Genomic DNA, 20,341 nt, shown 5'->3' with positions numbered 1-20,341 from the left:
CGGCGCGCCATTGCGGGCCGCCGGCAGCTCGTAGACCGAGATCAGCAGGTCGCCGAGCGGCCAGCGGCCGCGCAGGCGATAGCCCATCTCCTCCATCCGCTTCACCGCCAGCCGGTGCGAGTCCATGCGCTCGCCGAAATAGGTCGGGCGCATCACCACGATCTCCGGCTTCCGATCGAAGATGCGGTCGATCTCCTCGAGCTGGTCCACGCCCAGCGCGCCATTCTCGCGCTCGCGCGACAAATGGCTCGGGAAGATCCACGGCGTCAGCGCGCAGCGGCCGGTATAGCTGTAGAGGATCGCGTTGCCCGAATAGACGTACATGCAGCCGCTGCCATGGCCGATGCCGTCGGCCAGCGCGTCGAGCTGGTCGGCATTGCCGCGGTGCCACTTGGCGCTCCAAGCGGTATATTCGCCGCCCCCGCATGCCGCGAGCAGCATCGCCGGGCCCAGCCATTTCCGGCCGAACGCGGTGCTGCCCAGATAGCCGGCGCAGCACAGGCTGGAAGGCAGCATCACCGGCAGCGCATAGTGGTTGAACCAGCTGCCGAACACGAGCAGCCCGATCACCGATGCGATCAGCCAGCCGAAGAAAAGCGCCCGCACGGGATGCTCGCTGCGGTCATTGACCGGCACGTGACGCGACAGGCCCGAGACGATCAGCGGCACGGCCAGGATCAACGCCACCTTCAGGAAGGCGCGCAGCAGCACCAGCGGCGGATCGCTCAGCCGGTCGACGATCGAGCCGAAATTGGCGTAGAACCAGGCATCGCCATGCCCGAGCAGGATGAACATCGCCCAGGCGATGAAGGTCGGCAGCCACACGGCGGAGGCCCACAGGCAGGTGCGGCGGATCACGTGCACGGTGCTGGTGCCGAGCCGGATCTCGCGCCACATCAGCCACAGGCCGAGGAACATCGCCTCGAACACCACCGAATATTTGACCTGCATCGCCACGCCGACGATCAGCATCGCAAACATGGCGCGCTGGACGCGGCGGTGGTCGTCGCTGCGGTCCTCGGGACTCGGCACGACGAGCAGCACTGCCCAGGCCATCAGCAGGTTGTAGAATACCGGCGCCTGGCCGCCCTGGCCGTCGCCGAAGTTGAGCATGAAGATGTAGAGCAACGCAGCGACCAGCCCGCCGCGTCCCCAGCCGGCCTTTTCGGCCAGGCGCAGGATCAGCACCGCGGTGCCCACCACCGCGGCCAGCGCCATCGCCTGATAGATCCAGATCCCCGCCGGCACGCCGAAGGCGGCGGGCAGCAGATAGATCAGGAACAGCCCGACGGGCTTCCTGTCCCACACATCGACGAAGGGCACCGCGCCGTGCAGCATCTGCTGCGCCGTGACGAAGTAGAACTCCTCATCGACATGGACGACGGGGTTGCCGAATGTCAGCGCGCGCACCGCGATGGCGGCGAACAGCAGGATCGACCAGCGCGGCAATGTCGCAATCGCGGCGCTCAGATCGGTCAGGCGAGTCGTCCGGCTCCCCAGCACTTCGGACTTGCTTGCCATCAGGAGCGCAAAGCCCCGGGCGGAAGGTGGTGCGGCATCGGGTTCGATTGGGCCTTGTTGCGTGCGACTGGCGGCGTGCTTAGCCTCGTCCGCGTGCGCTGTCACGAACTCGACACGCGCACCCGGCAAGGCTTGCGGCGAAATAGCTTGGGAACGCTTCAAATGACACTGCGCATCGATCGTCGCTCGCTCCTCCTCACCGGCACGCTGGGCCTGGGCGCGTTGGCCATTCCCGGATTCGCGCTGGCGCAGGCGCTGGCGAGCGGCTTCACCCATTCGGTGGCGAGCGGTGAGCCGGGTCCGGACACGATGCTGCTGTGGACGCGCTACGTTCCCACCGATGGCGGCCCGGTGAAGCTCAAGGCCGAGATATCCAAGACCGAGGATTTCGCGAAGGTCGTCTCGGGCGGCGAGCAGATCACCGGCCCGTGGCGCGATCACACCGCCAAGATCACGGTCGAGGGGCTCACCCCCGGCACCCGTTATTTCTACCGCTTCGTGGCACCCGATGGCAGCGTCTCGCCGGTCGGCCGCACCAAGACGCTGCCGGTCGGTAACACGGCCAGGTTCGGGATCGGGATCTTCTCCTGCACCAACATGCCCTATGGCTATTTCAACGCCTATGGCCACGCCGCCGCGCGTGGCGACATCGACCTGTGGGTCCATCTCGGCGACTATCTCTATGAATATGCCAAGGGCGGCTACGCGCCCGCCGGCGGCGCGGTCGATGGCCGCTGGCCCGAGCCGGCGACCGAGATGATCCATCTCGCCGATTACCGCCTGCGCTATGCCAGCTATCGTGCCGATCCCGACCTGCAGGAGCTGCACCGGGTCAAGCCGATGCTCGTCCAGATGGACGATCATGAAAGCGCCAATAACAGCCGCGAGATGAGCGCGCAGAACAACCAGCCGGGCGAAGCCGACTGGAACGACCGCAAGGCCGCCGCGCTCCAGGCCTTCAAGGAATGGATGCCGGTGTCCGAAACACCCTGGGGCAGCTACGATATCGGCGGCCTCGCCACGCTGTTCCGCACCGAGAGCCGGCTGCTCTATCGCAGCGATGAACCGGAACTCGGGCCCCTGTTCCGCTCGGCCGATGCGCAAAAGGCGTTGATCGATTTCCGCGACGGCGCGCTCCAGGATCCGGCGCGCACCATGCTCGGCACCGAGCAGGAGGCCTGGCTCGGCCATGCCCTGAAGAAGTCGGTGCGCTCGGGACAGAAGTGGCAGGTGGTCGGCTTCGGCACGATCATGGGAAAGCAGCGCATGCCCGAACAGGCGGCCGACTGGCTCAAGCCCGGCGCCGCGGCGGGTGCCGTCCGCGATCGTATCCGCAATGGCGTGATCGCCAGCAAGCTCGGCCTGCCATCGGACTTCGACAATTGGGGCGGCTTCCCCGCGGCGCGTGCGCGCTTCCTCAAGTCCGCACAGGCGGCGGGCGCGAACCTGCTCGTCATTTGCGGCGACAGCCACAATGCCTGGGCGTTCGATCTGGGCCAGGACGGCAAGCCCGCCGGCGTCGAGTTCGCCGGCCACAGCGTCACCTCGCCGGGCTATGAAGGCTCGGTGGGCGTCGATCCCAAGATCGTCGCCGCCGGCCTGGTCGCTGCCAATCCCGAGCTGAAATGGTGCGACACCAGCCGCCGCGGGTACATGGCGCTGACGCTCACGCCCGAAAAGGCGCGCAACGACTGGGTGTTCGTAGACACGATCACCCAGCGCACGCTCAAGGCCAGTGTGGGCCACACGGCGGTGGTGAACCGTGGTAGGAATGTGATGGCCTAAGCTCATTTTCGTCATCCCCGCGAAGGCGGGGATCCAGAGTCACGAAGGGCGTCGCTCTGCCACCCTGGATTCCCGCCTTCGCGGGGATGACGGCTTCTAGGTTAGTGCCAGTGTTATTGCCAAAATCGCCGCTCCGCCCAGCAGTGCGCCAGCGATCCAGCCGCCCGCCGCCCGGATCGCGCCGGCGGTCGCGGCGTCGTTCGGCGGCTCCGCCTCGATCCGCCGGATCGCCGCGCGCACCAGCCGCGGCGCATCGTCGCCGATCCCTGCAAGCGTCCAGGCGAGCATCCCGCCGCTCGCCGCCAGCCGCCACGGAGCGAAGCGCTCGGCGACCAGCCGCAGCTGCGCCCGCCGGATCGCGCCCGATAGGTCGAAGCCCGGCGCGATCCGTCCGAGCACGCCGTCCATCGTCACGAATGCCTTGAACACCAGCAGCAGGTCGGGCGGCATCACCAGCCCTTCCTCGCGCAGCAGCCGCAGGAAGTCGGGGACCATCTCGGCCATCACGATCCGTCCGCCGCCGTGGCGCTGGACGATCTGCTCGGCGGCGCGATCGATTGTCCGGCGCGGCACGCCGTGCCCTTCGGACCAGAGCGCCAGCGTGTCCGCCAGCGCGCGGGGATTGCCCGAGGCGAGCGACATCACGAAGCCCAGGAACTCCTCGCGCCGCCCCGGCCCGACATGGCCGATCGAGCCCAGGTCGAGCAGCGCCAGCCGGTTGCCGGGCAGGCACAGGAGATTGCCCGGGTGCGGGTCGCCGTGGAAGCGGCCATGGACCAGCACCATCTCGATGACGAGGTCGGCGCCCAGCTCGGCGATCGCCTGCGGGTCGATGCCCTGCGCAGTGAGTGCCTCGGGCGAAAGCGGCTTCACGCCTTCGATATAGTCCATCACCAGCAGCGTCTCGCTGGTCCAGTCCCAATGGATTTCGGGTACCACCGCGCCGGCATTGCCGGCCAGGTCCGCGCGGATCCGGTCGGCGTTGCGGCCTTCCTGCGTGAAGTCGAGTTCCTCCAGCATCGCATGTCGCAATTGCCGGGCGAGCGCGACCGGCTCGAAGCGCCGTGCCTCGGCGCTGCTTCGCTCGACCAAAGCGGCGAGTTCGGCGATCAGCCGCATGTCGGCTTCCATTGCCTTGCGGATGCCCGGCCGGCGGACCTTGAGCACCACTTCGCGCCCGTCCTTCAACTGCGCGCGGTGGACCTGCGCCATCGATGCGGCCGCGAGCGGCACGGGATCGAAGCGCGCGAACGCAGTTTCAGGCGGCTCGCCCAGCGCTTCCTCCACCGCCGCGCGGATCGTCTCGAAGTCGAGGGTGGGCGCGTCGCTGTGCAGCTGCTCGAGCTCGGCGATCCATTCTGGCGGCAGCAGGTCGCCGCGCGTCGCCAGGATCTGGCCGATCTTGACGAAGCTCGGTCCCAGCGCCTCCAGCGCCAGCCGTGTGCGGCGGGGCAGCGGCACGCCGGAATCGGGCTCCTGGCTATCGCCCGCGAAGCCGAGCCGGGCGAGCAAAACCCCCAGCCCGAAGCGCCCGGCGACCGCGGCGATCTCGCGCACGCGGTGCTGGTCGCGGGCAGTGGCGGCAATGAGCTTGATCATGCCGGGCCAACGCGGGCCCGGCGCGAACGCTCCCTCAGCCGGCGCGCCGCTCCAGCGAGAGCAGATAGTCCTTCGCCGCCAGCCCGCCGGCAAAGCCGGTCAGCTTGCCGGTTGATCCGATCACCCGGTGGCACGGCGCGACGATCGAGATCGGATTGCGGCCATTGGCGGCACCCACCGCGCGCGAGGCCCTGGGCCGGCCGAGCTTCATCGCGATCTCGCCGTACGAGCGCGTTTCGCCGAACGGGATGGCGAGCAATTCCGCCCACACGCTTTTCTGGAAATCGGTCCCGCGGAAATCGAGCGGCAGCTCGAAACGGGTGCGGCTGCCGGCGAAATACTCGCCCAGCTGCGCCTCGGCCGCCGCCAGCACCGGGTGGCCCTCATCCTCGGCGACATCGCCCAGCTTCACGCGGTCGGGCCGGTCCTTCTCCCACAGGATCGCGACGAGCCCGGTGTCGCTCGCAACGAGCGTGAGGTCGCCGACGGGCGAGGCGATGGTCTTGGTCGACAGGGTCATCGGGTTTCTCCTTGCCCTGGCGATATAGGGCACGCCGCCGTTGATCGCTTCCCGCAGCTTGCCATCAAAGCCAATCCGTCATCCCCGCGAAGGCGGGGATCCAGGGTAACAGAGCGATGTCCCTTGCGACTCTGGATCCCCGCCTTCGCGGGGATGACGATATTGGTTCGTCGACTTCTTAGTCCAGCGACTTCGACGCCTGCTCGAACATGTCCTTGCTCAACCCCGGCGTCGCGACGATCCGCTCCAGCTCGGCGCGCATCTTGGCCGCGCGGGCCGCGTCGAAGCGCTTCCACCGGCCGAGCGGCGGCACCAGCTTGGCCGCGGTCTGCGGATTGAGCCGGTCGAGCGCGATCAGCTGGTCGGCGACGAAGCGATAGCCGCGGCCCGAAACGTCATGGAACGCGCGCTGGTTGACGCTGAACGCCCCGATCAGCGCCCGTGCGCGGTTCGGATTGGCGAGCGTGAAGTCCTTGTGCGTCGCCAGCGCCTCGACCGCCTGGGCCGCATCGTCGCGCGACGACAGCGCCTGGGTCTGGAACCATTTGTCGAGCACCAGCGCATTGCCGGCATAGCGCTGGTAGAAGGCCGACAGCGCCGCCTCGCGCTTGTCCGAGCTGCCGTTGACGAGCGTGGTCAGCGCGCCCTGGCGATCGGTCATGTTGTCCGCCGCCTCGAACTGGCCAAACGCCAATTCCGGCGCGTCCGCCGCGCCGCTCGCCGCGATATAGCCGAGCGCCACCGTCTTCACCCGCCGCGCGCCCTTGGCCGCCGGCGAATATTCGAAGCGATTGGCCTGCGCCCCGTCATACGCCGCGCGCCATTCGGCATCGAGCGCCTGGCCCAGGTCCGCGCGCAGCGCTTCGCGCGCCGCGAAGATCGCGTCGGGGTCGACCACCGCCATCTGGTCGCCGACAAAGCTGTCCGAAGGGAGCAGCACCGCTTCGGCGATGAACGCCTGGTCGAGCGCGCCGTCGGTCAGCGTACCCCGCACCGCTTCGATCAGCGCGTCATGATCGCCCTTGCCGCTCGCCACTGCGGCGACCAGCGTATCGAGCATCAGCTGCTGCATCGCCTCGTAACGGGCAAAGGGATCGTCATCGTGCGCGGAGAGGAAGGCGAGGTCCTTGGCGGTCCGGTTGGTCTCGACGATCACCGGCGCGGAGAAGCCGCGGTTGACCGACAGCACCGGCGTTTCGGACAAATTCTCGAACACGATCTCCTGCGCCGCGTCCTTGAGCAGCACCAGCTGCTCCTCGCACATCGGCCGCCCGGTGAAGCCGCCGAACAGCTTGATCTTGAGCGGCAGCACCATCGGTTCTTTGACCGGCTGGCCAGGTGTCGGCGGCACGCTCTGCGCGAGCTTCAGCCGCGCACGGCCGCCTTCCTGGGTCAAATTGGCCGAGACGCGCGGCGTGCCCGCCTGGCTGTACCAGCGGCGGAATTGCTGCAGGTCCACCCCGCCGGCTTCCTCCATGCACTGGACGAAATCCTCGCAGGTGGCGGCGGTGCCGTCGAACCGGTCGAAATAGAGATCGGTCGCCGCGCGGAATTTCTGCGGCCCCAGGATGGTCGACATCATCCGGATCACTTCGGCGCCCTTGTTGTAGATGGTCGCCGTGTAGAAGTTCGAGATCTCGATATATTCGTCCGGGCGTACCGGATGCGCGAGGGGCCCCGAATCCTCGGGGAACTGGCTGGCCCGAAGCCCGCGCACATCCTCGATCCGCTTGACTGCCTTGCTGCCCTGGTCGCCCGAGAAGCTCTGGTCGCGGAAGACGGTGAAGCCTTCCTTCAGGCTCAGCTGGAACCAGTCGCGGCACGTAACGCGGTTGCCAGACCAGTTGTGGAAATACTCATGCGCCACCACCGCGGCGATCGCGTCATAGTCGTAATCGGTGGCGGTATCGGGGTCGGCGAGGATGTAGCGGCTGTTGAAGACGTTCAGCCCCTTGTTCTCCATCGCGCCGAAATTGAAATCGTCCACCGCGACGATGTTGAACACGTCGAGATCGTACTCGCGGCCATAGACGCTCTCGTCCCAGGCCATGGAAAGCTTGAGCGCGTGCAGCGCGTGATCGGTCTTGGGCAAATCGCCTTCGCGCACCCAGATGCCCAGCTCGACGCTGCGCCCGCTCATCGTGGTGAAGACGCCCTTGTTGGCGACCAGGTCGCCGGCGACCAGCGCGAACAGATAGCTCGGCTTGGGGAAGGGATCATGCCACTCGGCCCAGTGCGTGCCGTTCTCGCCCTCGCCCTGCGCGATCGGATCGCCATTGGCGAGCAGCACCGGGAAGCGCGCCTTGTCGCCGGCCATGCGCACCTTGTACCGGGAGAGCACGTCGGGCCGGTCGGGGAAGAAGGTGATGCGGCGGAAGCCCTCGGCCTCGCACTGGGTGCACAGCATGCCGGACGAAGCATAGAGCCCCTGGAGCTGCGTGTTGCGCTCGGGCGCGATCGTCACGACCGTTTCGATCTCGTGCGCGTCGCCGCTGAGCGGGATGACGAGATTGGGCCCGTCCATCCGCCAGCCCTGCGCCTCGGTGCCATCGACCCTGACCGATTCCGCGGCCAGCCCGTCGCCGTCCAGCACCAGCGGCCGGTCATGCGCGCCATTGCGCTCGACCTTCAGCACGGCGCGAACCCGCGTCGCTGTCGGATCCAGCTCGAAGTCGAGCGCGATCTCCGGCACCATCCAGTCGGGCGCGCGATAATCCTCGCGGCGGGTGATGTGGGGAGTCTGCGGAGCGGTGCGTGCGTCTACCATGATACCTCGGATATAAGGGCAAGCACGCCGCTCGCCACCTCGAAAATCTGCCAGCTTGCGCCTGCGCCAAGCCGTGCTACCCAAGCGACAACCCGAATTCCCCCAAGAGGTTTCCCCCATGTTTCGCACCACGACGCCGCTCGCCCTTGCGCTGATGCTGGCAATGCCTGCCTATGCCCAGACCGCACCGGCTTCGGCTCCCGCGCCGGCCCCGACGCCCAGCGCCGCCGAGCGCAATGCGATCGTCAACGCCGAGCTGCCCGCCGACCAGGCCGCGCTCAAGAGCCATGTGATGTTCCTGGCGTCGGACGCAATGAAGGGCCGCGAGGCCGGCAGCCCCGAATTCAACATCGCCGCGCAATATGTCGCGGCGCAATTCTATGCCGCGGGTCTGAAGCCGGCCGGCGATGACGGCGGCTATCTCCAGAGCGTGCCGCTGATCAGCGCCAAGCTCGATGGCCAGGGAACGATGTCGCTGGCGCGCAAGGGAACCGCCCCGGTCGCGCTCGAATTCGGCACCGACTTCGTCTCCTCGGCCAATCCCGAGACACCGAACTACACCGTCACCGCGCCGGTGGTGTTCGTCGGCTATGGCATCGTCGGCCAGGGGCGAGACGACTACAAGGGCGTCAATGTGAAGGGTAAGATCGTCGCCTATTTCGGCGGCGCGCCCGAGAGCTTCCCCGGCGAAGTCGCCGCGCATTTCTCCAATCCCGCCGCAAAGTCGGAGATCGCGGCCAAGCACGGTGCGGTCGCCACGATCACGCTCGAATCGCCGCGCACCGCCGTTTCGCGCCCCTTCAGCTTCTATGCCGGCGCGGTGACGCGTCCGCGCTTCACCTGGGCCAATCCGGACGGCACCGGCCATATCGCAGCGCCAGGCACACCCTCGGCCGGCACGATCAGCATGATCGGTGCCGCCAAGCTGTTCGCGGGCGCCAAGCAGAAATGGGAAGCGGTGCAGGCCGCCGCCAATGTGCCCGACGCGGTGTTCAAGGCAGAAGTACTGCCGGTCACCGTCACCGTCGCCGCCAAGACCGCGCTCACGCCCGTCCAGAGCTACAATGTCGCCGGCCTGATCCCCGGCAGCGATCCGACGCTGTCCAAGGAAGTCGTCGTCCTCTCCGGGCATCTCGATCACATCGGCGTCGGCCGTCCGGACAAGACCGGCGACACGATCAACAACGGCGCGCTCGACGACGCGGTCGGCATCGCTTCGCTGATCGAGGAGGCCAAGCGCTTCAAGACGGTGGGCACCAAGCCCCGCCGCTCGATCCTGTTCCTCGCGGTCACCGCCGAGGAGAAGGGCCTGATCGGCTCGGACTATTTCGCCAACCACCCGACCGTGCCGGCGGAGAACATCGTCGCCGACGTCAATCTCGACATGCCGATCATCACCTACAAGTTCCAGGACGTGGTGGTGTACGGCGCCAGCCATTCGACACTGGGGCCCATCGTCGAGCGCGCCGGCAAGGCGATCGGCGTGCCGCTGTCGGATGATCCGCTGCCCGGCGAGAACATCTTCGTCCGTTCCGACCATTACAACTTCGTCCGCAAGGGCGTGCCCTCGGTCTTCCTCTGGCCCGGTGCGGGCGGCCCCGGTCGCGCGGCAATCGATGACTTCATGAAGAACCATTATCACCAGCCCTCGGACGAAGTCGGCCAGCTGCCGGCGATCGATTGGGAATCGGGCGTGCGTTTCGTCGACGTGAACTACCGGATCGCCCGTGAGATCGCGGATGGCGACCAGCGTCCGGTGTGGAACAAGGGCGATTTCTTCGGGGTCACCTATAACGGCCCGGGAGCCAAGTAAGATGAAGCGCGCACTCCTACTCGCCGCGACCGCGCTGTTCGCGGCAACGCCCGCCTTCGCCCAGGACCTCAGCCAGGATGCCGCGCTCAAGGCGCATGTCCAGTTCCTCGCGTCCGATGCAATGAAGGGCCGCGACACCGGCAGCCCCGAGCTGACGATCGCCGAGCAATATGTCGCAGCCCAGATGCTCGCCGCCGGCCTCAAGCCCGCCGGCGTCAACGGCAGCTGGCTCCAGCCGGTGCCTTTGGTCGCCTATAATCCCGCCGATCATGGCAGCCTCGTCCTCAAGCGCGGTTCGGTCGAGACGGTGATGGAATGGGGCAAGGACTATCTCACCCGCTCCGTCCCCTCCAACCCCAAGCTCAGCCTGTCGGCGCCGGTGGTCTTTGCCGGCTATGGCAGCGAGGTCGAATATAAGGGGCTGAATGCCAAGGGTGCGATCGTCGCGGTGCTGCGCGATTCGCCGCATGACCAGCCCAGCGATATCCGCGCGCATCTAAGCACGCCGGTCGAGCAGTCGCGCACCGCGGCGGCACACGGCGCGATCGGGGTGATCCTGATCGAGGGCAATGCCCGCCACGCGCTCTATTCGTTCGGCCAGACCGCCCCCCGCTGGAAGAGCGGCGCGATGAGCTGGCAGGGCTCGCCCGAAGGCGCCGCCGCACCGGCCTTCGCCTATGTCGGGTTCGATGGCGCGGCCAAGCTGTTCGCCGGCTCGAAGATCAAATGGGACGCGGTTCTTGCCGCAGACAAGGCGGACAAGAAGCTGCCGACGGGCGCACTCGGCGTGACCGCCACCGGTACCTCCAACACCGAAGTCCGCACGCTCACCGCCAACAATGTCGTCGGCATGCTGCCGGGCACCGACAAGGCGGGCGAATATGTCGTGATCTCCGCCCATCTCGATCATGTCGGCGTGGGCACGCCCGATGCGAAGGGCGACACCATCTACAATGGCGCGATGGACAATGCCGTCGGCACCGCCTCGATGCTCGAAGTCGCCGGGCGCTTCCAGGCCTCGGGCAAGGCGCCGCGCCGCTCGATGCTGTTCGTCGCGGTGACGGCGGAGGAGCAGGGCCTGGTCGGCTCCGAATATTTCGCTGCCAATCCGACGGTGCCCAAGGGATCGATCATCGCCGACGTCAATCTCGACATGCCGATCCTGACCTATGACTTCGTCGATCTCGTCGCCTATGGCGCGGATCGCAGCACCGTCGGCAAGCTGGTCGAGGCAGCGGCGGCGGCGCAGGGCGTCAAGCTCGTCCCCGATCCCACGCCCGAGGAAGCTTCGTTCGTCCGCTCGGATCATTACAGCTTCGTCAAGGCAGGCATCCCCGCGGTGTCGCTCGATCTCGGGCCGGGCGGCCCCGGTGCCGCGGCGACCAAGGAGTTCCTCGACAAGCATTACCACCAGCCTTCGGACCAGGTGGAACTGATCGACTGGAAGCAGGGGCTGCGCTTCGTCGCCCTCAATTATGCGATCGCCCGCGCCATCGCAGATGCCGATGACAAGCCGGTGTGGAACAAGGGCGACTTCTTCGGCACGCTCTACAAGGGGCCGATGGCGAAGTGATCCTCCAGCGCTTCCTGCTCGCCGCCGCGGCCCTGTTCGCGGCGCCGCTGGCCCAGGCTCAAACCTCTCCGGCTCCGGCGCCCGCGGCGCTCACTCCCGAGCAGGCAGCGCTGAAAAGCCATGTCCAGTTCCTCGCCTCCGATGCCCTGCGCGGGCGTGAGGCGGGGACGCGCGACTATGACGTGGCGGCCGAATATGTCGCCGCGCAGATGCTCGCGATCGGCCTGCAGCCGGGCGCGGAGGGAAGCTGGTTCCAGCCCTTCAAGCTGATCGGCTACAAGCCCGCCGAGAAGGCCAAATGGAGCCTGTTGCGCGGATCGGCGGAGATCCCGCTCCAGTTCGGCATCGATTTCGTGAACACGCCAGCCCCCGCCACCCCTGATTTCAAGGCCGAAGGCGGGATCGTCTTCGCCGGCTACGGGATCGTCTATCCCGAGGGGAAGCGCGACGATTTCAAGGGGCTCGACGTGCGTGGCAAGATCGTCGCGGTGCTGGCGGGCGTGCCGAAGGGCCTGCCCAACGCGGTCGAGGCGCATTTCGGCGATGACGACCAGAAGGCGCTGATCGCCCAGAACAAGGGCGCGGTCGCGGTGATCGTCCTCGAGTCGCTGGCGCAGCGCGAGCAATTCCCGTTCGAGACCTTCGCCAGCTTCTATGATTATGAGCGCAGCGGCTGGGCGCGGCCCGACGGCACGGCCTTCGCCACCGCCGCAGGTGCGCCGCCGGTCGGCTATATCGGCCCGGCCGGCGCGGAGAAGCTGTTCCAGGGCTCCCGGATCAAATGGGCCGACGTGCTCGGCGCCCAGCGCAAGGCGACCAAGGTGCCGACGGGCGCGCTGCTCGGCACGCTCAAGCTAGCCAGCAAGACCAAGATCGTCATCCAGGCGACGCGCAACGTGGTCGGGCTGATCCCCGGCTCCGATCCCGGTCTCAGGGACGAATATGTCGTCCTCTCCGCGCATCTCGATCATGTCGGCATCGGCGATCCGGTGAACGGCGACCGCATCTATAACGGCGCGATGGACAATGCGATCGGCGTCTCGACGATGCTCGAGGTCGCGCGCAAGTTCATTGCCTCGGGCGAGAAGCCGAAGCGCTCGATGCTGTTCGTGGCACTCGCGGCGGAGGAGAAGGGGCTGATCGGCTCCGATTTCTTCGCGCATTATCCGCCGGTGCCCAAGGACAAGCTCGTCGCCGACGTCAACATGGACATGCCGATCCTCACCTATCCGGTGGTCGATCTCGTCGCGCTGGGCGGCGAGCGCTCGAGCCTCGGGCCCGTGATCGCCGCGGCAGCTGCCACCGAGGGGCTGGGCGTCGTCCCCGATCCCGCGCCCGAGGAGATGTTCTTCGTCCGCTCGGATCACTACAGCTTCGTCAAGTCGGGCATCCCGGCCGTGTCGCTCGATACGGGCCCGGGCGGCGAGGGCGCGGTGGCGCAGCGCAAGTTCCTGGCGGAGAATTACCACAAGCCTTCGGACCAGATCGACCTGCCGTTCAACTGGGATTCGGCCGCCAAATATATGCGCGTCAACTATGCCGTCGCCCGCGCGCTCACCGACGGCGCCGATCGCCCGCGCTGGAACAAGGGTGACTTCTTCGGCGTGCAGTTCGGGGGATATGGGGCGCAGTGACCTCCTGTCGTCACCCCTGCGAAAGCCGGGGCCCGGGGTTTCTCTGCGTGCGCTTTTGGCTCTGGGTCCCGGCTTTCGCCGGGATGACGACTTAGGAGTTGTGACGTGCGCCTCCTGATCTTCGGCGCCGGCTACACCGCCTCTCGCCTGATCGCGCGCCTTGCCGGCCAGGCGGACATGACCAGCGTTACCCGCGACACCTTCGCCAACCGCGCGCAGGACATCGCCCACGCCACCCATATCCTCTCCACCGTCCCGCCGGGCGACGAAGACCCCGTGCTCGCCGCCTACCAGAGCGAGATCGCCAGTTCCGGCGCGTGGATCGGCTATCTCTCCTCGACCGGTGTCTATGGCGACACCCAAGGCGCCTGGGTCGATGAGACCGCCCCCACCGGCACCGGCCGCCGCACCGCCCGCAGCGAGGCGGATGCCCGATGGCTCGCGCTGCCGAATGCGCATGTCTTCCGCCTGCCCGGCATCTACGGCCCCGGCCGTTCCGCGCTCGACCGCATCCGCGGCGGCACCACAACCCGCATCGACATCCCCGGCCAGGTCTTCAGCCGCGTCCATGTCGACGATATCGTGGAAGGCATCATCGCGGGCTTTGACGGCCCACCCGGTGCCTATAACCTCGCCGATGACGCGCCTGCGCCGCAGAGCGACGTCATCGCCTATGGCTGTGCGCTGCTCGGCCTGCCGGTCCCGCCTTTGGTCCCGCTCGACCAGGCGAACCTCACTCCCCAGGCCCGCGCCTTCTATGCCGAGAACCGCCGCATCGCGAACGCCAAGGCCAAGCGGGTGCTGGGCTGGCGCCCGCTTTACCCCGATTACCGGTTGGGCCTGCGCGCCTTGAGCGCCACCACCAGCCCCGCGACCACCAGCACCGCGCCGCCGCCTGCCAGCACCGACCAGCGATAGCCTTCGAACAATGTCGAGAAGAGCATCGCGATCACCGGGATCAGCACGCTGGTGTAGGCTGCCTTGGCCGGCCCGATCGTGCGGATCAGCTGGAAATACAGGCTGAACGACACCGCCGATCCCAGCACGCCGAGATAGAGGATGCCCAGCCCATAGCTCGGCCGCGGATCGAACATCGGCGGTCCGACCGTGGCGAGCGCGAAGACCGCGTCGATCGCCGCCCCGGTCAGCATCGCCCAGCCGAGCATGGTCGCCATCGGATAGGCCTTGGCGGTCTGCGTCGCCTGCATGACGTTGGCGATCGACGCGCTCATCACCCCGAGCATCGCGATGCCGATGCCGAGCAGCGCCGCATGCGGCCCCACCGGGCTCAACCGTGCCTCATGCACGAACAGCAAAGCCACGCCTGCCATCGCGATCCCGGAGCCGACCAGCAGCTGCCGTCCCATCTTCTGCCCCAGGAAGATCCGCGCCAGCACGGCATTGGGCACCAGCAGCAGCGCATAGACCACCGCCACTACGCCCGAGGTGATGTGCTGCTCGGCGCGGTAGACGAAGTTGAAGTTGAACACGAACTGCGCGAGCCCCAGCAGCACCGCGAAGCGCATGCCCCGCATGTCGAGCTTCAGGCCGTCCCCGCGCAGCAGCGCCCAGGCGAGCATCGTCACCCCGGCAACGGTGAAGCGGTACGTCACCGACCAGCTCGGCGGCACCACCGAAAGCTGGTCGCGGATCACGATCCAGGTCGATCCCCAGATCAAGGTGATGATCGCGAACGGGATCAGGACGGTGAGGCGGGCGGAGCGGGGGGAGTTCATCTAATTCCTCCCCGGAACGGGGAGGGGGGCCGCGACGCGAAGCGGCGTGGTGGAGGGAGCCCCCACTCGATCAGCGGAATCCCTTGAGGGGAACGGGCCCCCTCTCCACCATTCGCTGGCGCGAATGGTCCCCCTCCCCGTTCCGGGGAGGAATTAGAATAGCCCACCCTCACAACCCGGCGATCGCGTCCGCGAGCGGCTTGATCGCATCCTCGCTCTGGTCCCAGGAGATCACCAGCCGCGCTTCACCGACGGCCCAGTCGTAGAAGTCGAAGCCCAGCGCCCGCAGCGACGCGGCCTCCTCGGCGCTCACCTGCAGGAACACCTCGTTCGCCTCGACGGCATGCACCAGCCGATCTCCCGCCGCCTGCGCCAGCAGCGCCGCACCCGCATTGGCCGCGCGCCCGTTCTTCAGCCAAAGATCCCCTTCGAGCAGCGCCAGGATCTGCGCCGCCAGATAGCGCCCCTTGGAAAACAGCAGCCCCGCGCGCTTGCGGCGATAGAGCGTCGCGTCCGCCAGCTCGGGTTTGAAGAAAACCAGGGCCTCGGCGCTCATCCCGCCATTCTTGACGAAGCCGAAGCTCAGCGCATCCACGCCCGCCCGCCACGTCACGTCGCCCGGATGGCAGCCCAGATGCGCCACCGCATTGGCGAAGCGCGCCCCGTCCATGTGCAGCCCGAGCTTGCGTTCGCGGGCCAGCGCCCCGATCGCCGCCACTTCGTCGGGCGTATAGGCCAGGCCATATTCGGTTGCGTTGGTGATCGAGATCGCATGCGGCTGGACCTGGTGGACGTCCGGGCGAATCGGATCGATCACCGCACGGATTGCGTCCGGGGTAAGCTTCGATCCTTCGCCTTCGCCGACCAGCAGCTTGGCACCGTGCGTGTAGAATTCGGGCGCGCCGCATTCGTCGACATTGATGTGCGCGTCGCGGTGGCAGACCACCCCGCCATAGGGCGGGCAGAGCGCCGCCAGCGCCAGGCTGTTCGCCGCAGTGCCGGTCGGCACCCACAGCGCGCGGACTAGCGTGCCGAACAGATCCGAAAACGCCCCGTCGAGCGACTTGGACCAGCGATCGCCGTCATAGGCGGTGTCGAGCTGGTTCACGCTCCCCAGTGCGGCAAGCACTTCGGGGCAGACGGCGGCGGCGTTGTCGGAGAAGAAGCGCATGGCTGGTCCATGCTGGGGGGCGCTGGCGGCGTCAACATGTCACCTTAAATTCCTCCCCCAGCTTGCCTGGGGGAGGGGGACCGCCGCCGAAGGCGGTGGTGGAGGGGTGCGCCGGGCACCGGCGCGGTCGCGCCGGCCCCTCCACCATTTGCTGCGCAAATGGTCCCCCTCCCCGAGCCAAGCTCGGGGAGGAATTGTGGGATTACCGCTCCTCGCCCCGCCGATCATCGGGCCGGAACCGGTCCGGCGGCCCGTCCGGCGCCTGCTCGCGCCGGCGACGGCGGTCCTCGACCGGGGCCTCGCCCTGCTCGTCGGGATCGACGCCGTCCGGCACCACCTGCGTCTCGATCCCCGTGCCTTGGATGAAGTCGCCCACGCCGTTCAGCACATCGTCGAGCGTCACGTCATTGCCGTCGGGCTCTACCGTCGGCTCGGGCGGCGGGATCTTGAGGTCGAGCGCGCGCGTCATGAAGTCGCGCCATACCCGCGCCGGCAAGCCGCTGCCCGACAGGCCCGGATTGGGCGAGTTGTCGTCATTGCCCAGCCACACGCCGCAGACGATGCCCCCAGCATATCCAATGAACAGCGCGTCGCGATTGTCCTGCGTCGTGCCGGTCTTGCCATAGGTCGCGATCGGCAGCATCGCGCTGCGCCCGGTGCCGTCCTCCACCACCGTCGCCAGCAGGCTCCGCAGATCGTCGAGCTGCGCGCCATTGAAGCGCGACGGCGCGCCCAACCTTTTGGCCAACCAGTCGCTCGCCGCCTCGTCGTCGCTCAGCCCCTGCGGACGCACCGGATAGGAACCATTGGCGACCGAGGCATAGGCGGCGGTCAGCTCGAGCAGCGACACCGTGGAGGTGCCCAGCGCGATCGAGGCGTCGTCCCCGATCGGCGTCGAGATGCCCAGGTCGCGTGCCGCCCGCGTCACTTCGCGCACGCCCATTTTCTGCGTCAGCCGCGCCGCGACGACGTTGGACGATTTGGCGAAGGCCTGGCGCAGCGTGATCCTGCCGGCATAGTTGCCATGCGAATTCTCCGGCTTCCAGTCGCCGATCTGCACGGGGCTGTCTTCGACGATCGTGTCCGGCGTCATCCCGCCGCGCAGCGCCGCCAGGTAGACGAACAGCTTGAAGGTCGATCCCGGCTGGCGCCGCGCCTGGGTGGCGCGGTTGAACGGGCTCTCGGCGTAATTCTTGCCGCCGACCATCGCGATCACGGTGCCGTCATAGTGCATCGCCACGATCGCAATCTGCGACTTGCGCAGCCCAGCGCTGCGCACCGCGCGCTCGGCCGCCTGCTGCGCATTGAGCTCCAGCGTGGTCTGCACGGTCTGCTCGGTGCTCACGCCGCCAGCCTGGTCGCGCGCCTGGGGCAGCACCCAGTCGGCGAAATAGGTGCCGTTGGGCAGGTTGTCCTCGGACTTGCTGACATGAAGCACCGCCGGGCGGATCGAGTCGCCGCGCGCCTTGCTGATCAGCCCGGCATCGACCATCGCGCTGATCACCAGCTTCTGCCGCTCGCGCGCGCCCTTGAGGTTGCCCGTCGGCGCCAGCCGGCTCGGCGCCTGCACCAGCCCGGCGAGCAGGGTCGCCTGGCTCAGGTTCAGATTCTCGGGCTCGGTGCTGAAATAATGCCGCGCCGCTGCGCGCAACCCATACACATTGTCGCCGAAATAGACGTTGGAGAGATAGCGCGAGAGGATCTCGTCCTTGCTCAGCCAGGCCTCCAGCCAGAAGGCGATCAGCACTTCCTGCGCCTTGCGCCCAAAGGTCCGCTGCGAATTGAGGAAGGCGTTCTTGGCGAGCTGCTGGGTGATCGTGCTGCCGCCCTGCGATCCCCCGCTGCTCGAAACATTGTGCACGAACGCGCGCATGATCCCGCGCGGATCGACGCCCCAATGGCTGTAGAAGCGCCGGTCCTCGATGCCGACGAACGCGTTGCGGACATGCTCGGGCAGCTTGGACGCATCGACCGGCTCGGCGATCACCGCACCGCGCCGCGCGATCGGCTTGCCCTCGGCGGAGAGCAAGGTGATCGACGGCGGTGCCGGCGGCTGCAGCGACTTGGAGAGCGGTGCGGTCAGCGCCAGCCAGGCGACCGCGATGAAGAACAGCAGGATGAACCCTGCGATGACCCAGCTCGCATAGCGCAGCCAGCTCCGCTTCTTGAGCACCACCGGCAAGTTGCTGGTGTAGCCGCCTGCCGGCAGCGGTTCGGGATAACCGGGCTGGATCGGCGGCGGGGGAGGGGGGGGTGGCGTCGCGCGCCAGCGCGGGCGGATCGATGCGGCCTCGGGCGGCGGCAGGCCCCCCGAAAGCTCGAGCGGCGCCTGCTTCTCGGGCTTGAGCCGCTTGAGCGCCTCGCCCAGCCCTTCGCCGAGTTTCTCCACCGAAGGCGGGCGCCAGGCACGCGGCTCGGGCTTCGGCGCCGCTATGGGCGTCGGCTCGAAATCGTCGCCCGACCGCCGCAGCGGGAAGCGCACGTTCTTCGGATCGTCGCCGTCAGCCATCTATGGTCGAATCCGCCGCGTGCATGGCACCCTATTAGCGCAGCATCTGTATTACTTCAATAATACAGTTGATTACGGCACCGGCACGAAGGCAAGGTGCTGATAATCATAGCTGAAATCGGCCAGTGGCGAGAGCGGCTTCATCGTCATGGCCGTAACCTTGCCGTCCTTCACGACGAAGCTGACCACTGCGTCCTCGCCCGCATCCTTGGCGAAGCGGGTGCGGAAGGCGTCCGGCCCCCAGGGCTCGAGCACGCTCTTGAAAACCGGGGTCGGGGTGAAGTCGATCCACAATTTGCCGCTTTTGGTGCTGACCACGACGTCGCCATACCAGGGATCGCGGTAGCGCCCGGCATAGGCGGCAAGCGGCAGCGACGGTGCGCCCGCCGGCGCCTTGTCCACCCCGCCCTCGACGCTGGCCAGCGCCTCGTCCGCCCCCGCCTTCATCCGGGTGCGATAGGCCGAGACCCAGTCGAACGCCGGCGCGTCGATCAGGCGGTCGAGGATCGCGTTGCGGATCGCCGAGGAGACCGGCTCCTCGACATTGCTGAACACCGACACGCCGATCCCGCGCGACGGCAGCAATCCACTATACGTCACCTGGCCCGACAGGCCGCCGCTGTGCTGGATCATCCTTAGTCCGCGATAATCCTGGACGAACCAGCCCAGCGCATAGGCCTGGAGGATCGGCCGCGACGGATTGTCGGCGGTGGGCCCGTCGCTCGACGCGGTGATCGTCTGCGGCTTCCACATCTCGCGGGCCTGTTCCTTCGACCAGAGCTGCTTGCCGTCGGGCAGCTTGCCCTGCGCCAGCTGCACCTGCAGCCACTTGGCCATGTCGGTCACGCTCGCGTTGATCCCGCCCGCGGCATCGACCATGTCGCCTTCGTCGGGCTGCACCACTTCGAGCTTGCCGACTCCGCGCACCGGCGGGCCCAGCCGGGCATGCCGCCCGGCGACATTGTCGGTCCTGAGCGAGCGCCGCGCGCCCACGGCGTCGCCCATGCCGAGCGGCACGAACAGCCGGGTCTCGACGAACTTGTCCCAGGGGATGCCCGAGGCGCGCTCGATCAGGATGCCGGCGACGATGTAGAGGATATTGTCGTAATCATAGCCCGCCCGGAACCCGCGCGCCGGCTTAAGATAGGGCAGCGCCTTGAGCACGTCGGCGGCGACATGCGTGCCGGCCGGGAAGAACATCAGGTCCCCGGCACCGAGCGGAAGTCCGGAGCGGTGCACCAGCAGGTCGCGCACCGTCATCATCTGGGTGACCGCGGGATCGGACATGCGGAATTCGGGGATGTGTTTCACGACCGGGTCTTCCCAGCCGAGCTTGCCGTCATCGACGAGCAGCGCCAGCGCGGCGGCGGTGAACGCCTTGGAGTGCGACGCGATGCCGAAGCGGGTGTGCGCGTCCACCGGCGCGGGCCTGCCGAGCGTGCGCACGCCGTATCCCTTCACGAACGCCGGCATCCCCGGGCGCACGATCGCCACCGCGACGCCCGGCGTCTCGAACGCGGCGAGGAAGGGCTGGACGATTGCATCGATCGCGGCTTCGTCGAGTTCGGCGGCATATGCCCAGCGCGGGATCGCCAGCGCCGCCGTGCTCCCCAGCGATAGCGCAATGGCCTGCCGCCGCGTCGTCTGGAATCCGCTCATCCTAATATCCCCCGCAAGACGTCGTTCGCGGAATGCTAGCGCCCATCCCCCCTG

General features: G+C 67.6%; 13 protein-coding genes. 5 read left to right on the top strand and 8 right to left on the bottom strand.

Annotation, left to right across the window (positions count from 1 at the left end):
* Positions 1 to 1,521 (bottom strand): ArnT family glycosyltransferase (locus AC1RPL_RS18765; RefSeq protein WP_493071516.1); only part of this gene is annotated, 1,521 nt, incomplete at its 3' end.
* A 162-nt stretch (positions 1,522 to 1,683) separates the two neighbouring features.
* On the opposite strand from AC1RPL_RS18765, the gene AC1RPL_RS18760 reads away from it, so the two are divergent.
* On the top strand, positions 1,684 to 3,306 hold the full coding sequence (locus tag AC1RPL_RS18760; protein ID WP_493071514.1) for an alkaline phosphatase D family protein: 1,623 nt from the start codon (positions 1,684 to 1,686) through the stop codon (positions 3,304 to 3,306).
* A gap of 96 nt (positions 3,307 to 3,402) precedes the next feature.
* On the opposite strand, the gene AC1RPL_RS18755 is transcribed toward AC1RPL_RS18760, so the two are convergent.
* The 3 genes from AC1RPL_RS18755 to pepN all read right to left on the bottom strand — a co-directional run bounded on the left by AC1RPL_RS18755 (position 3,403) and on the right by pepN (position 8,192).
* Positions 3,403 to 4,905, bottom strand: coding sequence for an ABC1 kinase family protein (locus AC1RPL_RS18755; protein ID WP_493071512.1), 1,503 nt, complete (start codon positions 4,903 to 4,905; stop codon positions 3,403 to 3,405).
* A gap of 34 nt (positions 4,906 to 4,939) precedes the next feature.
* A complete protein-coding gene (locus AC1RPL_RS18750) occupies positions 4,940 to 5,425 on the bottom strand; it encodes a methylated-DNA--[protein]-cysteine S-methyltransferase (RefSeq protein WP_493071510.1) in 486 nt (161 codons plus the stop codon).
* Between the two features lie 178 nt (positions 5,426 to 5,603).
* Positions 5,604 to 8,192, bottom strand: coding sequence for an aminopeptidase N (gene pepN, locus AC1RPL_RS18745; protein ID WP_493071508.1), 2,589 nt, complete (start codon positions 8,190 to 8,192; stop codon positions 5,604 to 5,606).
* Positions 8,193 to 8,310: 118 nt separating this feature from the next.
* Between pepN and AC1RPL_RS18740 the strand changes: the two genes are divergently transcribed.
* The 4 genes from AC1RPL_RS18740 (at position 8,311) to AC1RPL_RS18725 (ending at position 14,130) form a co-directional block, all read left to right on the top strand.
* Complete coding sequence (locus tag AC1RPL_RS18740; protein ID WP_493071506.1) at positions 8,311 to 10,005, top strand: M28 family metallopeptidase; 1,695 nt, start codon at positions 8,311 to 8,313, stop codon at positions 10,003 to 10,005.
* A gap of 1 nt (position 10,006) precedes the next feature.
* Positions 10,007 to 11,578 (top strand): M20/M25/M40 family metallo-hydrolase, encoded by a 1,572-nt coding sequence (locus tag AC1RPL_RS18735; RefSeq protein WP_493071504.1) that lies wholly within the window; start codon positions 10,007 to 10,009, stop codon positions 11,576 to 11,578.
* On the top strand, positions 11,575 to 13,212 hold the full coding sequence (locus AC1RPL_RS18730; RefSeq protein ID WP_493071502.1) for a M28 family peptidase: 1,638 nt from the start codon (positions 11,575 to 11,577) through the stop codon (positions 13,210 to 13,212). Before AC1RPL_RS18735 ends, AC1RPL_RS18730 begins: the two co-directional genes overlap by 4 nt.
* Before the next feature lie 105 nt (positions 13,213 to 13,317).
* Entirely contained in the window at positions 13,318 to 14,130 is an 813-nt protein-coding gene (locus AC1RPL_RS18725; RefSeq protein ID WP_493071500.1) for a Rossmann-fold NAD(P)-binding domain-containing protein, read from the top strand.
* Here the strand turns inward: AC1RPL_RS18725 and AC1RPL_RS18720 are convergent.
* The 4 genes from AC1RPL_RS18720 to AC1RPL_RS18705 form a co-directional block, all read right to left on the bottom strand.
* The gene (locus tag AC1RPL_RS18720; RefSeq protein ID WP_493071498.1) at positions 14,040 to 14,948 is read right to left on the bottom strand and encodes a DMT family transporter; all 909 of its coding nucleotides are present in this window, start codon (positions 14,946 to 14,948) and stop codon (positions 14,040 to 14,042) included. The genes AC1RPL_RS18725 and AC1RPL_RS18720 overlap by 91 nt on opposite strands.
* A 169-nt stretch (positions 14,949 to 15,117) precedes the next feature.
* Positions 15,118 to 16,119: a threonine aldolase family protein gene (locus tag AC1RPL_RS18715; protein ID WP_493071496.1), complete on the bottom strand. Its 1,002-nt coding sequence runs from the start codon at positions 16,117 to 16,119 to the stop codon at positions 15,118 to 15,120.
* A 202-nt stretch (positions 16,120 to 16,321) separates the two neighbouring features.
* Positions 16,322 to 18,628, bottom strand: coding sequence for a transglycosylase domain-containing protein (locus AC1RPL_RS18710; RefSeq protein WP_493071494.1), 2,307 nt, complete (start codon positions 18,626 to 18,628; stop codon positions 16,322 to 16,324).
* 72 nt (positions 18,629 to 18,700) lie between these two features.
* On the bottom strand, positions 18,701 to 20,287 hold the full coding sequence (locus AC1RPL_RS18705; RefSeq protein WP_493071492.1) for a serine hydrolase: 1,587 nt from the start codon (positions 20,285 to 20,287) through the stop codon (positions 18,701 to 18,703).
* Between the last annotated feature and the right edge of the window lie 54 nt (positions 20,288 to 20,341).

Source organism: Sphingomonas sp. GW821-FHT12D09 (genome assembly GCF_058807215.1).
This window is presented reverse-complemented; position numbering and strand designations above follow the sequence as displayed.

Excerpts from the sequence above, each read along its gene's own strand:
- AC1RPL_RS18760 (WP_493071514.1), top strand. The coding sequence starts at position 1,684 with ATGACACTGCGCATCGATCGTCGCTCGCTCCTCCTCACCGGCACGCTG.
- AC1RPL_RS18755 (WP_493071512.1), bottom strand. The coding sequence starts at position 4,905 with ATGATCAAGCTCATTGCCGCCACTGCCCGCGACCAGCACCGCGTGCGC.
- AC1RPL_RS18750 (WP_493071510.1), bottom strand. The coding sequence starts at position 5,425 with ATGACCCTGTCGACCAAGACCATCGCCTCGCCCGTCGGCGACCTCACG.
- pepN (WP_493071508.1), bottom strand. The coding sequence starts at position 8,192 with ATGGTAGACGCACGCACCGCTCCGCAGACTCCCCACATCACCCGCCGC.
- AC1RPL_RS18740 (WP_493071506.1), top strand. The coding sequence starts at position 8,311 with ATGTTTCGCACCACGACGCCGCTCGCCCTTGCGCTGATGCTGGCAATG.
- AC1RPL_RS18735 (WP_493071504.1), top strand. The coding sequence starts at position 10,007 with ATGAAGCGCGCACTCCTACTCGCCGCGACCGCGCTGTTCGCGGCAACG.
- AC1RPL_RS18720 (WP_493071498.1), bottom strand. The coding sequence starts at position 14,948 with ATGAACTCCCCCCGCTCCGCCCGCCTCACCGTCCTGATCCCGTTCGCG.
- AC1RPL_RS18715 (WP_493071496.1), bottom strand. The coding sequence starts at position 16,119 with ATGCGCTTCTTCTCCGACAACGCCGCCGCCGTCTGCCCCGAAGTGCTT.
- AC1RPL_RS18710 (WP_493071494.1), bottom strand. The coding sequence starts at position 18,628 with ATGGCTGACGGCGACGATCCGAAGAACGTGCGCTTCCCGCTGCGGCGG.
- AC1RPL_RS18705 (WP_493071492.1), bottom strand. The coding sequence starts at position 20,287 with ATGAGCGGATTCCAGACGACGCGGCGGCAGGCCATTGCGCTATCGCTG.